Genomic DNA, 15383 nt, shown 5'->3' with positions numbered 1-15383 from the left:
AAACTCGGGTTGCTGCGTTGACCCGCATTAACGCCAGAAGCGCCATTCCCTGCGGCATTGCACGGACGAGGGGATGTTCATCGCTTCGCGATATTTTGTGACGGTGCGGCGCGCAAATCGATGGCCCTTTCCTTGGGCCGGACGACGATGTCGTCGTCGGAAAGCACGTCATCTTGCGATTCGTCGGCGATTGTCGCCTTGATCCGATGGCGGCCAGCTTCGGGGGGCACCGCGCGTCGCCACCTTGGGAGGACGCGCTCGCGACGGTGAAAAAATACTTCAGTTCGAACACTTCGCGCGGCGTCTGCATGTATGTGTTCGACGTCACCCGGCTTACCGTCGCCTGATGCACGTTGATCGCGTCGACGACAGTCCTGGGCCCGAGAGGCCGCACTTGGTCGATGCCGTGTTCCAAAAAAGGCATCCTCCTGGCGGAGGCGGGTAAGCGACAATTGGGCGAGCGCCGCGGCTCCGTCAGTCTCGAACCAGCCATCGCAAATCAGATACCGGAGGAGGGACGTCTGGAGGGGACGTTCGGCGCCAATGTGCACGGTCTCCTTGGGCGCTTGTTTGGAACTTCGCGTTTTTGCCATGGTTCTGTTCATAGCTTTCTACGTGCTTTGGTGGGCTCTAACGGATAACAGCAAGCGCTATGCCATTTCACTTGGGGGCACCGAATCGGACTATCTTTTGCCGAAGCCCTGTCGGCTTGAGCAGGGCGCGGTGCCTTGACCGAGACCGCGCGCGCCGCACAATCGCTTGGTCATCCGGACCGAGCAAAGGTGCTGTACTGTCGGAGTAGTCAGAACTACCGCACCGGCTAGGGAAGACGAAAACCGTTCCCGACGGGCCTAGCCGATGCATTGCCGCACGCCGGCGGGCACTGATCGACCGCGTAAGGCTTTGTCTCTAGCGTGTAATTGCGTGCGCAGGCTGGCAACTTGCGAAGACGCGGCCGTCGCGCCTCTACCATCGCGCTGTTGCTGTTCCCCCTGTCGAGGAAGGTCTTTGACACCCTTGAGCTCTTCATCACGGCGCGCCGGTCTCCACGCGGAGAGGATCGATTCCGGCTGGGCTGCTCCCTCGTGCGCGCCTATCCGAAAACATTGTTGTGTCCCGAAGGCGGACAAGAATGTCGCAAGCGCGACCAAAAGATCGCCACGGCCCGCAGGGGCAATTGCGACCCGTGGCCTTCTTCGGAAATCGGTGGAGCAATACCCTTTCCTCGTCGACTTCGGATGCGGGCTCAGCTGTGCCCGCCGCGCCGCTACGAACAACGCTAACCATGGCGCATGGCGGCTGGGCTTGGCCGAGGAGGTCGACCCGGTCCGCTGGCGCCTGGATGATGAGCTGGAAGCCACGCTGCGCCGCACCGGCGAACGCGGCGACATCATCAAGACCATGCACCGCGAGCTGACTGGCAAGGGGCTCGCTCGCAGTGCCGCCGATTACCTTGTCCACGATCGACGTGAAGAGCCCTCCCCACCGGTCGTCGGCCGCCTCGTCGCGCGCGGGCTCGCCGACGAAATCAACGATCGGCATTACCTCATCGTCGACGGCGTTGACGGCAAAAGCCATTGGATAGACATCGGCAAAGGCGAGTTGACGGAACCGACGCCCGACGGCTGCATCGTGCGTGTCACGTCGAGGGATACCAAGCCCAGGCAAGTCGACCGTACAATCGCCGACATCGCTACCGCACACGGCGGCCGTTACAGCGTCGATATGCACCTCAAGCATGATGCGTTCGCCACCGAAAGCTTTGCCGAGACGCATATCCGCCGGCTGGAGGCGATCCGGCGCTCCACCGGCGGCGTGGAGCGCGAGCCGAATGGCACCTGGATCATCGCGCCGGATCATCTCGATCGTGTCGCGGAATACGAGCGCCTGCGGGCCAGGGTCGAGCCTGTGATAGTCGAGAAGCTCTCATCAATGCCGCTGGAACGCCAAGTCAGCTTCGAAGGCGCCACCTGGCTCGACCGGAACCTGGTTGCCGAGAGACCGGAGCCGTTGCGCAACTCAGGCTTCGGGCATGAGGTGCGGGAGGCGCATGCCCGTCGGCGGCAGTGGCTGATCGCGCAAGGCCTCGCGCACGAAGAACAGGACCGGGTCGTCTATCGTGCCAACATGATTTCGATCCTGCGCCAGCGCGATCTGAACCGTGTCGCCGGCCAGCTGTCGGATCAGCTCGGTCTCTCGTATGCCGAAGCGCAGCCTGGAGAACGAATAGAAGGCACGCTGCGCCGATCGGTCGAGCTTGCCAGCGGCAAATATGCCGTGATCGAGAAGTCGCGCGAGTTCACGCTCGTGCCGTGGAGGCCGGTGCTTGATCGGTACATCGGAAAGGAGGTTTCCGGTGTGGCGCGTGGGGAGGCTATCTCATGGACCCTCGGACGGCAGAGGAGCGGACATAGCGTTTCGTAGTGGCGCGCACATCGCCGCCCGGCGGCAACGGAGACATTCGCGCGTCTGCTTAGGCGGCGGAGACATCGCTTAGCTGTACGACGCTCTTGCCGTATTTGCGCCTGTAAGCTGCAATGAAATCGTCATCGCTACAGATGCAGCGGCCGCTGGAATCCTTGGCCTTCGGATCGTGCAAGTGGGAGCCAAGTGGGCGCAGAAGATTCACCCGAGTGCTCGTCGTCGGGCCCACGGGAAAACCCGCGCTATGTTTGACGAGCTCGGCGGCAAGCATAATCCCGGCAAGCGCTGACTGGAAGGCCATCGGAACCACGGTTCGACCGCGGCGACTTCCATCACTGAGCTGGAACACCAGACCGCCGCAGATAGCCTGCTGATAAAAGGAACGCAGGGGCTGGCCAACAAACGGGGCTAGCGGTTCAAACGGCACAGCCATCGCTGTAGCCACCCGAACTACAAAGTCGTTGGGAACTCCGGCATTGGTCTGCAGGAGCGTTTTCACCTGCTCGTGTGCTTCCGGTATTCCGAGTTCCTCGGCAATCAGCTGGTGCTCGTCCTTGGATTTCCCGGACGGCAGGTACATGCAACAAAGGCAAGCTTGGCCGTCATCGAACCCGTGCCGCGAGATGCCGAGGTCGTGCTCCTGCGTCCAGGCATTCGCGATCCATCGGGGCAGAGCACCTTGGACCGCCAGACGGTCGGCGGCGGTGTCAAGCGCCACACCCACTCGGTCGAAGACCCAGTCGCCCTGGCGCGCAACATATTCTGCCCACGTCAGCGGGTGCGCCTCGACCCCAAGGGCCGTCGATCTAAGGGCGGTGGCTGCAAGAACCGCCTTGGACATGCCAATCTCCGCCTGGCCGGCCAAGGCGTAGCGCTGCAGGTTTGAGAGTTCGATTGCTTCGTGATCGATTACATGCAGACGACCCGTGAGACCGGGTTGTCTCGCTAGCGCCCAAAGCGAGCCATGGCCTATCGCACCGAGCCCAACGAGGTGCGTTTCGCCAAGGTCGACAGGTATGTCGATCGGGCCTGCCTCGCCGGCTTTGGTCTTGTCGTAACTGTATAACGAGAGGTCGATGGTTTCGTCTAACTCGGCGCCGGTCAGCTGAGCGGCGAAGATGGTTCGAAAGACGTTGGCGGCGCCGAAGCAACTGGCGGCGCCAGCTCCATAGGGCAGCAAACTCGAGCCGGAGCTCACCGGGTCCGTACGCGACAGCTTTGCCGCCCAACCTTCCGATCCCATGAAAAAGGTCGGGCACCGGAGTGGTGGGCGCGTCAGCCCTGCAGCTACGCAGATGGTGGCAGACTTGCCGGAACGCCGGATGCCAACTTTTGGATTTATCGACTTTGCCAAGCGCTCCAGCGCTTGGGCTTGAGAGCTTGCCGCGCTGCCCAGCGGGAGTATCGCCAGAACTGGATAGAGCCTGGCGAGCAACCTCACCGCAAGATCTAGTGTCGCCTGGCCTTCGGCGCAGGAAGCGGCTTGATCGTCAAAGGCGACGGCCACGACCTGCTTTTCAAGAGCTGCTTTAAAGTCCTCCAGATGAAAATCGGCTAGGACCTGAGATGCCGCCGTGGCGGCGCGGTCGATGAAGTTAGCGAGTGCCATTGTTCAACTCGTTATTGTGATCATTCGCGACAGTGCCGCGGAAGGGAGCGCATTCCAGTTGGCTTTTCCGTCGAGCCGATAGGCGGCGACTCGAGCAAAATCGAAAGGCTCGCGGGCGAAATTCGGCACTACCAGCGACAGACACCCAACCGTGGTAGCAACCGCATAAGCATCGTCGGTCGTCGAATGGTAGGCTCGGCCCGGATGGCTATGGATCTGGGCCAAGAGTTTCAGGCCGCTATTGTAGAGCCAGACATTAAGCCGGTGCAGTTCCTCGGCCGGAACCATCACGCAAACACCATCGCCCGTCCGAATGTGACGCTGCGCCGGGATAACGGTCTCTGTTACGGCAAAATGCTGGTCTTGCTGAACGCCGACCCAGAGCGCCATCCCCTCATTGCCTTCGCGACCAACCGAGCGCAGATGCGCATGCACAGTCGAGATACAGTGGCGCGGGAGCGTCACGGCCGTTACATCCATCAAAACGCTCATTCCGGAATGGCGGATGGGGGTACTACCATCGCTCCCACTGAGATTTGGAACTGATACTGTATCTGCTCCACGGGGCCGGTCCCGTACTTGATGATCTTGTCCAGGATAAAGGCCAAACAGCCTTCGCCAGAACCCCGGTGGAGAAGCCATGAGTCACCTGAATGGGCTGGATTGTCGTGGTATTCCCGGACGCCTGCCATGCACAGGAATGGCGTATGTTCCGCACTGTTGGCCTGGAGGAAGTCCGATAGCGACAGAGCTTTCTGCTGCATGAGGACCGAAATCATATCCGGTGGGGTTCCGGGTAGATGCGGTCGTCTGAGCATACTTAGCAGTAAATCCTTGCGGGCAACCGGCCGGCGGGTAAAGGGGTCGACGAAGACTACCGACGGAGGTCGGAGGTCGTAATTGGAGAAGTCGATCTCGACAGCTGCACCGATTATCTGTGGCCTTATCTTGGGCGGTGCGAAGATGAAGAAGGCAGTAGGGAATCTCGCCTCGATCAGGAAACAACCCTGAGCCCGGTAAGCGCCCGCTTGTGTTTGGAACCAGCCGATCTGCCGATCGAATTTCGCTCGCGAGACCGCAGGGTCCACAGTCTGGATTTCAGGCACCTGCTACACCCGCCTTCAGGCTGAGGAACAGGGTCACAAAGTTCGCGAAACCGAAATCGCCAACTTTTTTGTCCACGTCGAGCAGGTTGCCGGCCTCATCCTTGAATTCCCAATTCTCGGCCGGCTGGGCGACGTTCTGCGTGTTCTCAAGGGCTTTGGCACGAACGACGTGAAGCGGCTGGTTGGGATTGGCTTCGACCTGCGTGGGCTGGCCGTTCACCACCACCGTGATCTCAATCTTGCCTGGCCCGCCGCCGTGATCGCCCTTACCCGAATCCTTCGACATTTGTCCTACTCCTGTGGCTTGCCAACCGGCCCCAGGCGCTTGTGCCCACCTGCTAGTGAGACCGGCGATCTTCAATCGTCCACTCGGCGCCACGGGCCGCGAGTACGCAAAAGACAGGGGATAAGCTACCGAATCGGTGCTACCTTCTTTTATGCGTGACTTGAGCGGCAAGTAAACGGGCTGAAATTGCGCTTCACAACTATAATCGATTAGAGCAATACGAAAATATTGGCGATACACCTATTTCATGTGCTCTTTCACGCGCCTGCTCCACTGACAGCCCCCGTGCAAGTCCGCCGGCCGGTATGATTTCAGGTTCGATTGGGCGGACGCTGTGACGGTTCGGCTGCGGCGGCTTCTAGCCGCTGCAATCTTGACGGAGGGTTTATCGAATAGGCAATCACGCGGAGCTTTAGAGTTGGTGATCCGAGCTCGGCCTATTCGAAAGGTGGCTCGGAAGCAGGTCGCCGTGACCAACTCCGGGTACCGGGATAGTCGCGACGAGAAGACGGGACTGTCCGGATTGACGTGAGTGGCGCTCGCGCCCGGCCGCGATACCAGCGACGCCGACGCCGCCTTCCAGGCCGGCGCCGCCCTGAGCGCGCTCGACACGCTGGCCCGCGCGCAAGCCAGCTGGGCCGGCGCCTGGCGCCAGCGGCTGGCGCTGAGATGCGCCGCCGCCAGCATGCGGCTCGCCGGCCGCTCAGAGGACGAGGCCGCCCTGCGCGATGCCTGGCACCTGCGCCCGCCCGGCGCCGATCCCGGCCCCGCCGGCGCCATCCTTGGCGCCTGGCGGCAGTTGGCCGGGCAGCCGCCCGTTGCCAGCGCCGATCAGCTCGAAAAGATCGTCGACCAGCTGGGTCTCCATTGGGATGTCGAGGCGCTGGCCGCGCTTTGTGAACACATTGACGACCTGCCGCGCTCGGGGCGGCCGGCGCCGTTCGCCGCGGCGGCGATCGCCGCCCACGTCGTTGCCATGCGGCCCGATGCCGAGCTTTTTGCCTGGTGGCTGGCCGACCTGGTGCTGGCGCAAAGCCTGCGCTGGCCGCGGCCGCTACCGCTCCTGATGGCGCAGGCCTTTGGTCCGGCCTTTCGCGAGGCCGGCGGCAAGCGCATCCGGCCCGGCGAAAAAGGGTTTGAGCGCGCGGTTTGCCTGGCGCTGGTTCACGCCGCGGCGGAGTCCTGCCGGCTGGCCGCCGAGTTGTCGCCCCGCGCGGAGCGGCTCATCGCCGTCGCACCGAAGCTCAGGGCAAAGGGGGCGGGCGAGGTGATCCAAAGACTGCTCGACGAAGAAGCCGTTTCAGGCTCGCTGACGACCAAGAACCTGTCGCGCTTTGCGGCGCGGCGCCTGTTCGACCGGCTGCAGCAACTCGATGTCGTGCGCGAGCTCTCCGGCCGCACCAGCTTTCGGTTGTTTGGGCTTTAGCGATGAGCGAAGCGTCTGCCCGCCGCAAGCCAAACGAACAGCCGGCGTTGCTCGACACGGAACTGGACCACCTGCCGCCGGAGCTGCGCTGGCGCGAATGGATGGGCCGCGTCGAAGCGGTGATTTTTGCGGCAAATGAACCCGTGCCACGCAGTGTGCTGGCGCGGGTGGTGGGAAGAAATTGCAATGTCGAGCTGATCATCGACGACATTCGCGCCGAGCTCGCCGGCCGCCCCTATGAGCTGGTCGCGGTCGCCGGCGGCTGGCAGCACCGGACCAAAAAAGGTTTTGGCGACGCCATCCGCGCCGCCTTCGGCACGGCAGCGGGCGAGGGGGCAAAAGAGGCAAAAGAACTGTCGCAAGCGGAGGCTCTGGTTTTGATGTGCATCGCCTATTTCCAGCCGATCACCCGGGGTGAGCTGTCGAGCTTCTTCGGCAAGGAGGTGTCGCGCGACCTGATCGGCGTGCTGCGCGCGCAAGATCTGATCGCCTCGGGGCCGCGCTCGCCGCAGCCGGGCGCGCCCTACACCTATGTGACGACCAAAAACTTCCTGTCGCATTTCGGGCTCGACACGCTGCGCCAGCTGCCGGATTTCGAGATGCTCGAGGACGCCGGGCTGCTGTCGAAGGAGAAGCTGCTGGCTGGCGACATCATGCCCGACTTTTCCGATGGGGATGAGGGACAGGTTGGGCAAGAAGGGCGGTGAGGACCTCCGGGGGTGCCGACGCCTCGGAGCTACTTCAGCGCGCTATGGAGGGGAGCCAATCCTCGACGGTCTGAATGAGATTTGCAGGTAGGATCGAACACGCGGATCGTCTTGGCTTCCATCGCTTCGAGGTAGGCCGCTTGAAGCGTTGGCGGGGCCTCCAGGAAGGTTTTGCGCTGGACATGAAGAGGTCGGCGCTTTCAAGGCCGCCCGCCCCGCAGTCCGAGCTGACGTTTATTGCCTTGCCTCCCATCGGGTCGATGGCCTCGAGCAGGGCCTTATCCAAGGCAGGCGTTCTTTGAGGACCGAGTAGGCAGATCCAGGCTTGATTCTTCGTCAGAGAAAATTGGCCCGATATCGTGCGCAGGAGCGAAGGCGCCTTCGGGCCTGCGTTGTAGAGGACGACTACGTCCTCCAGCGGGCCGCGAAGGAGGGCCTTGTTCAAGTCTGTGACCGCATAAGTCGCGCTGTCGCTTTCCTGGCTGGCTCCGCTTCCCGACTGGCTGTCAGCGGCCTTGCCTGTATCCAGTTCATCCGCCAGCGCCTGCCTGGCGATCATGGCGCGCACGGCTTCTCGTGCATCGGCCAGCGTGTCCAGGTCATTCGTGTCGGTGATCTCGTCGAGCGCCTTCACCTCCTGAACGACCTCGGGAAGCTTTGCCGATGTCAGATGGCTGCTCATCCAATGCTTGAGCGCCTGACGTTCGGCCTGTAGCTCGGCGAAGATTTCGGCCTTCCGCTTTTCAATTTCCCGGGCGCGCTCCTTGTCCCTCGACGCCGAAAACTCGGAATATCCCGGCACGGCCATGAGCAGGTTGCTCAGCCGCAACGCCGAACTGTCCAGCGCATCGGTGGAATCTGTCTGGACCTGCGTGTTCAGCGCGGCGGCCTGACCGGCGATCTCGACGAGGTTCGAGGTCTGAGGGTTCAGCTTCAGGAATGTCTCGGCATCAGAGAGCAGTGCCGTCGCGGAGGTTCTCGCCGCCTTCAGTTTGCGGGCCTCCGCCTTGTCGTAAGAGGCCTTGTCGCCAAAGCCCTTCTGTTTGGCATCGCGGAACGCGGCAGGATCGGAAAATCCCGATGCGCGATAACCGACCAGTTCCGCGTTTGTCTGTATGCCAAGCTGGACGGCCGCTCGATACTCGTTGGCTGCCGTGAATCCACCTGTCTGGGCACTTTGGTATTCATCGCGGTTGCGAAAGCCGCCTGACACGGCGGCATCGTAGTCACTCTGCGTCGTGAAACCCATGTTCTTCGCCTGCGCGAATGCGCTAGCCGAGGTAAAGCCGCCGGACCTTGCATCGTTGAAGCTCTGCGCGTCCGTATAGCCGAGCGCGCGGGCGGCGTTTCGCTCCTCGTCGCTGTGGAAGCCGTCGCCGGCGTTACGTTCGATCTCGGCCAGGCTGTAGTCGGTGAGAACTGCACCCGGCTGCAGGTCGAAACGCGCAAGGTATGACCTGAAGGCCTTAACGGTCGTTGGCCCAATCAGGCCGTCCACAGGGCCGGAATATAGGCCAAGCTTGGACATCGCCGCCTGGAGCCTTTGGACGAGCCTCAGATAGTTGGGCTGGGTCGCGAAGTCGAAAGAGGCTCCCCTCTGGTAGGACATCCAGATCAATCCATCCAGACCGTCCCCGCGCGAGAGAAACGAATCCTGAGGGATGATGTGCAGTTCCTTGAGCGCGGTCAGGTTCGCCTTCGCCTTGTCCTGGTAAAGCGTCCCGGCCACGACAGCAAACACGCCGTTCCGGCTGTGAAGGACAAGTGTCGGCCCCAATGTCGGCGCATAGGATTGCGCAAGAGCGATGGCCTCGGCTGATAGGTGTTTTGGACTTTAGGCTCCCGTGGGGACGGTGCCAATTGTAGCGATGCAGCCAGACCGGCAACTCTGCGGCACGATGATCTGAAGTCGGATAGGCGATGGCATAGGCCCATTCGCGCAGTGCTGTCTGGATGAAGCGCTCGGCTTTGCCATTGGTCTTGGGCGTGTAAGGCCTTGTCCTGACATGCTTGAGGCCGAGATCGCGGCAGGCCTTAGCGAAGGCCTTCGATCTGTAGCAGGAGCCGTAGCACCTACGGAATGAAGGAGCGGCGGCAGCCGAGACAGCGGTGCGCGCAGCATTTCGCTGCGGGCGCGCACCGCTCGAGGCGGCCATGGCCAGTCAAAGTTTCTCTAGAATGTGAATGTCACAACCCATTCCGGAGAGACCGACCATGACCATTTCCAATTCTATACCTGCCGATGTCGTGCTGGTAGCGATCGATATCGCCAAGGTGCGCAACGAAGTCCTGATCGAAGGTCCAAGCCATAGCCGCCGGCGCCGGCTGCAGGTCCTCAACAATCGTGCCGAGCATGATCGGCTGATCGAGGTTCTGCAGGCGTATGATCGGCGCGTGGTCTGCGGATTTGAAGCAACGGGCAATTATCACCGACCCATTGCATGGCGCCTGGCCGAGGCAGGTTTCGAGGTACGGTTGATTTCGTCGCTGGCGCTGGCCCGAACCCGCGAGGCCTTGCACAACAGCTGGGACAAGAACGATCCCAAGGATGCACAGGTGATGCTGCACATGCTGAAGATCCAGGCGACCCAGCGCTATCACGATCCGCTGCGCGCCGGAATCAACGACGTGCAGGAGCTGTCGAAGACGCATGAAGCGATCGCAAAGGCCAAGACCGAGATCCAGCACCGCATCCTGACGCACTATCTGCCGCTGTACTTCCCCGAGATCGATCGCTTCCGTGGAAACAGCCGCAGCGATTGGTTCTTCGCTTTCCTCGACGCCTTCCCGACACCGGCGAGCATGATGGCGCTGACGAAGGACGAGTTCGTAAAAGCAGCTTGGGATGTCGTCGGCCGCAAAGTCAGCAAGACACAGATTCTCATGGATATTTACGAGACGGCGCGCACCTCGATCGGACTCCCGTTGCCACTTGATGCCCCCGCCATTCGTATGTTCCGGATGGTTGTCGCCGAAGCACGAAGCCTGATCCGACAGCGCAATGAGATCGAAGAACAGGCCGATGAACTGCTGCGACACAGCCAGGATTACCAGCTCCTGCGACAGATACCCGGCATCGGGCCGATCAATGCGTTGACGATTATTGCCGAGGCTGGTGACCTACGCCGTTTCCACCACCATCGCCAGTTTCTCAAATTCTGCGGACTGGATCTTTCGACGCAGCAGTCTGGTCAATATCGCGGCCAGACCCGGCTTTCCAAGTTCGGCAATGCCAGGCTCCGCCGTACCCTGTGGATCGCGGGACAGGTTGCCATCCGTCAGCGCGAGAATGGCTTCAGGCACAAGTTCGAGCGCTACATCGCGAGGGATCGCGACAATCCAGACCTGCGTCGCAAGGCGATGACCGCAATTACCGCCAAGATGGCCCGCGTCGTGCACGCCGTCGTCAAGAGCGGTTCAGACTACCGGCCCTTCGTTGAAGGGCGGGTACCGGGTGGAAGAACCTCTGTCAGTTAGGGCCGTGAGGGCATCGCAAACGATGACCCTTTAGATAATGTTCGGGTCTTCCACTTGGATCAGAAGCTCGTGTTGAGGACGGTGAGGGCCGCAATCAGCGTACCCTGTGTTTGCTATGGACGAGACCTTTTCCCTTGCCGGTGGAAGCCGCCTGGTTCGACCATCCAACTTGACGAGCGTCATGCGGCGAGAGCATGCTGACGCACAGAGAGACTTTGACCGTCTGCTCCATTTCCTTCCGCTCTTAGGACGTTGTCAGTCATGACGCGGGCTATCGCGACGCCGAGGCTGGCGTAGTAGGCGACCGCCGCCTTGAGGAAGGCGATGGCGCTTTCTTTTTTCTCATCGGGCAGTATCTGCGAGAAGGCGATGCGGGAGGCGTCGTCGATGCAGACATGGACGAACTCCCAACTGCTGCCGCGCGAGCTGGCATTGCCGGTGCGCTTGCCGGTAATGCGATGACCGATGCGCTCGAAACGACCGAGCTTCTTGATGTCGATATGGATCATCTCGCCGGGATGCTCGCGCTCGTAGTGTCGGATCGGCTCGGCCGGTTCGATATCCCGCAACCGCGACAGTCCGGCACGCTTGAGAACGCGGCTAACGGTGGCGGGCGAGACGCCGACCTCATGGGCGATGTGCTTGCCGGTCCAACGTTGCCGCCGCAGCGCCATGATGCGCTCGGCGATCAACGCAACGGTGGCCTGTGGCATATGGGTGGGCCGCGACGAGCGGTCGACCATGCCTTTGCTACCCTCGGCCCTGTAGCGCTCGACCCAACGAGCCACGATCTTGGCCGACACGCCATACGTCCGCGCCGCATCGGCTTTGGAAAAGGCGCCTTCTATCACCGAAAGCGCCATCTCCTCTCGACGCAGCGGCGTGAGACGGGCATTCTTGTGGATGTTCATTCGGACCCTCCGATGAGTGCTGAAGCCTGGTAACTCCAGTCTCCTCGGTTCGGTCCGAATGGACAACCTCCTGAAAGCTCACAGCTAGCTCCCCACGCGTGGCAGGGCAGTCTGTAGGATTTAGGGCCGGGAGCCGCGTGGGGCAGAGGCATTGTTCCAGCATCCTCCAAAACGAGCGCGCGGTCCGAACGGTCACACAACCCTAAAGAAGACTAGATCGATTCTTACGAACTTGACGAACTTGACGAAAGACGCCATATGGCATCCAAGAGGTACGATATGGTTCAAGCCAAAAACAAACAGAGCCGCAGCACCAAGAGGCCCAAACGAGCTTCTTCGCAAGAAACGCTCACGACCGCCTTCATGACAAGTGCGGGCGCGGCTCTGCCTAAGGGCACTGCCGGAGTTACCTTCCGTGCTCCACGTAACATTGTCGATGTGATCTCCAAGAAACCTGCTAAGATAAAGGCCCTTTTGGCTGGTTACGGCAGGGCGATGGCCGAAAGTCAGGCGGCGGGCCGAGCTGTCAGTTTCCGTGTCAACGTCGATCCGACGGGCGATACTACTGTCACCCGACTGACCAATATGCCGGCGGATGCCGCCCAAGATTTGACAGTAGCGCTCGATCAGGCGCGCGCGCGCGGCAAGATTCACGCAGCAGCAATCTTGGCTCAAGCGGACATGCTGAGCGCGGACAGGTTCGCGTCGCTGTTAGGTATCAGCCGAATGACCGTCAACACCAAACGTCAAAACGGTCGGGTGTTGGGTCTCGACGGCGCTAAGCGCGGCTTTCGCTTTCCTTCGTGGCAGCTCGGTGAGGACGGAAAGCCGTTTGAAGCGCTTCCAGGTCTCTTCGAGCGATTGGGTGGAGGGCCGTGGTCAGTATATCGTTTTCTCGTACAGTCGCATCCAGAACTCGATGGGCTGACGGGTCGTGAGGCATTGCGACGCGGCAAAACGGAGGAGGCGTTAGCCCTCGCCGACAGCATTGCCCATGGCACCTTCGCCTGAGTGCCGCGGCTCCATCCACCATCTGGGTTCGCGGCCGTTTCGCTCGATAGCGCGACAGTCGACGTCGGTCTGCAATTCGGGCGCATTCTGCTCACACGCTTCCGGGACCCGCTTGGATTTGGTAAAGGCCCAAGCCGATTTAGCGATCCTCGCCGTCGATCGCCCGATCGTCGCTTCGGTGTCGTCTATCTAGGCAGCAGCATAAAGGTCTGCTTCGTCGAGGCGGTGCTGCGCGACCAAGGCGATGGCCGGATCGGCGATCTCCTGTTGGACGAGTACGATCTTGCAGCACGCAGCTACGCGTTGGTCGAGGTCACCGCAGCGCTGTCACTCGTAGACTTCCGGGGCGACGGACCATTGAGAATGGGCATTCCCAGCGATGTAGCCCGAGGCTCGAGACAGAGTTTGGCACGCCGATGGTCGCTCGCCATATATGAGCACCCAGCTCGACCGGACGGAATAATTTATCCCTCACGTTTGAATGGTGAAACAAATCTGGCGATCTACGACCGCGCAATCCCGAAGCTTCATTCGATTAAGCATGGTCCACTTCTCCAGGAAACCGGGATCGCGACAATCCTGAGCGACCTGAAGGTCGGACTACAATGAGAACTCGAGATTAGATGCCGCGCCTACTTTTCAACGCGTATCTCTCCATTATCGGCGGACTGGCTACGAACGTGGCCGAGTTCCATGTCGGGGGGCTGCGCAATGCCACTGTCTCGAGCCCAAACGATACGACCGGCTCGAACAAAGAAATGTGCTCGACAGTCTTTCACTCGCCAAATCGATGGCTTGAGTGTAACCACACCAGCGCATCCCACTTCCGCCTTCCAGCTTGGCTTGTCGCGAGGGACCAAGCTCAGTTGGATGCGTGCGCGACATCCACATGGGCAAATCATAGCCGCCTGCCACGAATCTCGATCTTCACCCACAAGGTATATCCGGCGTTCCTTCAGTCGATCCGGCAAATCGTCTACGAATACCGCGCGGTAGCGCGGTAATAACCGATCGCCAAGGGACCGAAAAAGGCGTCGAATCCAGTTCAAGCAGCCTCCCTCTGTTCACTCAATTCGGCCCAATCGAGCAATGGCGTCACGTCGCCCCGACCGATGTGGCGTTCAAGGGCCAAACATGGGCTGCCGTCCTCAAGGTGCTCGAAGATACCGTGGCTCAAGGAAATCCGGTGGATCGCGTAGTCACTGTTCGGGTCGATGCGATAGGGGTGCAGTCGGGCGAGCAGCTCGTTAACGGCTAGGCTCGCAATCAACATATTCAGCTGGATAACCGCCGGCCGGTCTTCAGCCACACCTCGTATGTAGCCTTGTGCAAGTTGAGCCTGATACGCAGCACGGTCGGTGCGAAACAACCCAGCAGCGCGGACCTGCTCCATCGTATAGACGTTTCGGCTCAGCAAGCTGGATCCGCCAGGTTGCAGATAATGAACCGTGCCACAGACTTGATCGACGCTTCCTTGCCCATCGGCCTCAAGCTTTACGCCGAGATCGAAGTAGGGGAGGAGATAAAAAGTCGCCAGTTTGTTGAGCAGGTGCCGCCCATCAATGCTGTCCATACATCCAAACACAATGTCGCAACCTGCAATCGCGCGAACGACGTCCGGGTGGAACAAATCGGCGCAGTATGTCTCGACTTCGGTGCCAAGGCCGATTGAGCGGATTGCTTCCGCAAGAACATCCACTTTCGGTCGCGCCGCTGCGGCATCGGCCATGGTTGAGTTAAGAATGCGATTTAGGTTTTTGTCTTCGACGTGATCGGGGTCGACGAGAACGAGCCCTCCGACACAGTTTCGCGCAAGCTGCTCGACAACAGGGCTGCCGGTTCCAGAACATCCCACCACAGCAATCCGGAGTCGACGCAGTCGCGAGTAGGTGCCGGCGCCGAAGGCCTGGGCGACCCGCTTGCCAAAGGTCTCAACACAAGTTTCGCCATCAGAATACCAAAAGGAGAGGTCGTCTCCGACGACGTTCACATGAGAAAACGGTTCGAAATGACCTGCATCATCCACCACGCGACCGAAAATGCGGCCGTCATCCATCAATATCGCGCTGCCGTGCGGACCGCCATCGGTCCAGCTGTAGATGCTCGGGAATAGTTCCTTATCCGAAGCGTCATCGACGCTGGAAAATTGATCGTAGCCAAAATGGCCGTGTATCTTGACGACCGCCAAGTCGCGTTGCGCTGCTTCGTTGAGGAGCGGCTCAAGTTTGGCTGTTGACCAGGTTACGCGATCAGGTAGTCGAACACTGCATTGATCATATGGGATAGTAACGACCTTCTGGACCATCAGCCGATGACGGGATTGGCCCGCTCGGCGACCGCACAGCAACAGCGCGACGGCTTCACACCGGTCACTGGGAAAGAGATGCTGCACAAGTGCGTCCCTTTGAGCAGATGTAAGGGTAAGC

The 15383-nt window shown here is 60.7% G+C and carries 12 protein-coding genes and 4 pseudogenes; 6 read left to right on the top strand and 10 right to left on the bottom strand.

Annotated elements, in window-relative coordinates; genetic code table 11:
- Positions 1-27 precede the first annotated feature (27 nt).
- Positions 28-434 (bottom strand): annotated as a pseudogene (locus ACSQ3Z_RS35170) (RNA polymerase factor sigma-54); the annotation flags it as partial.
- Positions 435-1305: 871 nt separating this feature from the next.
- Between ACSQ3Z_RS35170 and ACSQ3Z_RS35165 the strand changes: the two are divergent.
- Positions 1306-2424 carry a DUF3363 domain-containing protein gene (locus ACSQ3Z_RS35165; protein WP_436175694.1) on the top strand — a complete coding sequence of 373 codons (1119 nt, stop codon included), beginning with the start codon at positions 1306-1308 and terminating at the stop codon, positions 2422-2424.
- 49 nt (positions 2425-2473) lie between these two features.
- Here ACSQ3Z_RS35165 and ACSQ3Z_RS35160 read toward each other — a convergent pair whose 3' ends face one another.
- From ACSQ3Z_RS35160 to ACSQ3Z_RS35145, 4 genes are read right to left on the bottom strand one after another with little or no spacing between them, the layout of a single operon-like run.
- The gene (locus ACSQ3Z_RS35160; RefSeq protein WP_199201279.1) at positions 2474-4033 is read right to left on the bottom strand and encodes an E2 ligase fold family C protein; all 1560 of its coding nucleotides are present in this window, start codon (positions 4031-4033) and stop codon (positions 2474-2476) included.
- Positions 4034-4036: 3 nt separating this feature from the next.
- Positions 4037-4513: a Mov34/MPN/PAD-1 family protein gene (locus ACSQ3Z_RS35155; protein WP_244748463.1), complete on the bottom strand. Its 477-nt coding sequence runs from the start codon at positions 4511-4513 to the stop codon at positions 4037-4039.
- A gap of 8 nt (positions 4514-4521) precedes the next feature.
- Positions 4522-5139 carry a putative metal-binding protein gene (locus ACSQ3Z_RS35150; RefSeq protein WP_097577013.1) on the bottom strand — a complete coding sequence of 206 codons (618 nt, stop codon included), beginning with the start codon at positions 5137-5139 and terminating at the stop codon, positions 4522-4524.
- Positions 5132-5425 carry a DUF2604 domain-containing protein gene (locus tag ACSQ3Z_RS35145; protein WP_199201282.1) on the bottom strand — a complete coding sequence of 98 codons (294 nt, stop codon included), beginning with the start codon at positions 5423-5425 and terminating at the stop codon, positions 5132-5134. Before ACSQ3Z_RS35145 ends, ACSQ3Z_RS35150 begins: the two co-directional genes overlap by 8 nt.
- A gap of 532 nt (positions 5426-5957) precedes the next feature.
- Here ACSQ3Z_RS35145 and ACSQ3Z_RS35140 point away from each other — a divergent pair.
- Positions 5958-6851, top strand: coding sequence for a DUF1403 family protein (locus tag ACSQ3Z_RS35140; RefSeq protein WP_436175693.1), 894 nt, complete (start codon positions 5958-5960; stop codon positions 6849-6851).
- A gap of 2 nt (positions 6852-6853) precedes the next feature.
- Entirely contained in the window at positions 6854-7558 is a 705-nt protein-coding gene (scpB, locus tag ACSQ3Z_RS35135; protein WP_436175692.1) for an SMC-Scp complex subunit ScpB, read from the top strand.
- Between the two features lie 34 nt (positions 7559-7592).
- On the opposite strand, the gene ACSQ3Z_RS35130 is transcribed toward scpB, so the two are convergent.
- Complete coding sequence (locus tag ACSQ3Z_RS35130; RefSeq protein WP_436175791.1) at positions 7593-9299, bottom strand: peptidoglycan-binding domain-containing protein; 1707 nt, start codon at positions 9297-9299, stop codon at positions 7593-7595.
- A gap of 70 nt (positions 9300-9369) precedes the next feature.
- Positions 9370-9624: pseudogene (locus ACSQ3Z_RS35125) on the bottom strand (integrase core domain-containing protein); the annotation flags it as partial.
- Between the two features lie 148 nt (positions 9625-9772).
- Between ACSQ3Z_RS35125 and ACSQ3Z_RS35120 the strand changes: the two are divergent.
- Positions 9773-11069: pseudogene (locus ACSQ3Z_RS35120) on the top strand (IS110 family transposase).
- 217 nt (positions 11070-11286) lie between these two features.
- Here ACSQ3Z_RS35120 and ACSQ3Z_RS35115 read toward each other — a convergent pair.
- A pseudogene (locus ACSQ3Z_RS35115) lies at positions 11287-11946 on the bottom strand (leucine zipper domain-containing protein); the annotation flags it as partial.
- A gap of 279 nt (positions 11947-12225) precedes the next feature.
- On the opposite strand from ACSQ3Z_RS35115, the gene ACSQ3Z_RS35110 reads away from it, so the two are divergent.
- Both ACSQ3Z_RS35110 and ACSQ3Z_RS35105 read left to right on the top strand, forming a co-directional pair.
- A complete protein-coding gene (locus ACSQ3Z_RS35110; RefSeq protein WP_244748464.1) occupies positions 12226-12957 on the top strand; it encodes an XRE family transcriptional regulator in 732 nt (243 codons plus the stop codon).
- A complete protein-coding gene (locus ACSQ3Z_RS35105; RefSeq protein WP_019856492.1) occupies positions 12958-13566 on the top strand; it encodes an RES family NAD+ phosphorylase in 609 nt (202 codons plus the stop codon).
- A 23-nt stretch (positions 13567-13589) separates the two neighbouring features.
- On the opposite strand, the gene ACSQ3Z_RS35100 is transcribed toward ACSQ3Z_RS35105, so the two are convergent.
- Both ACSQ3Z_RS35100 and ACSQ3Z_RS35095 read right to left on the bottom strand, forming a co-directional pair.
- A complete protein-coding gene (locus tag ACSQ3Z_RS35100) occupies positions 13590-13859 on the bottom strand; it encodes a DUF6527 family protein (RefSeq protein WP_436175778.1) in 270 nt (89 codons plus the stop codon).
- Between the two features lie 143 nt (positions 13860-14002).
- On the bottom strand, positions 14003-15262 hold the full coding sequence (locus ACSQ3Z_RS35095; RefSeq protein WP_019856493.1) for a HesA/MoeB/ThiF family protein: 1260 nt from the start codon (positions 15260-15262) through the stop codon (positions 14003-14005).
- Positions 15263-15383 lie beyond the last annotated feature (121 nt).

The sequence above is a fragment of the Mesorhizobium sp. LjNodule214 genome (assembly GCF_964252735.1).
GTDB lineage: Bacteria > Pseudomonadota > Alphaproteobacteria > Rhizobiales > Rhizobiaceae > Mesorhizobium.
This window is presented reverse-complemented; position numbering and strand designations above follow the sequence as displayed.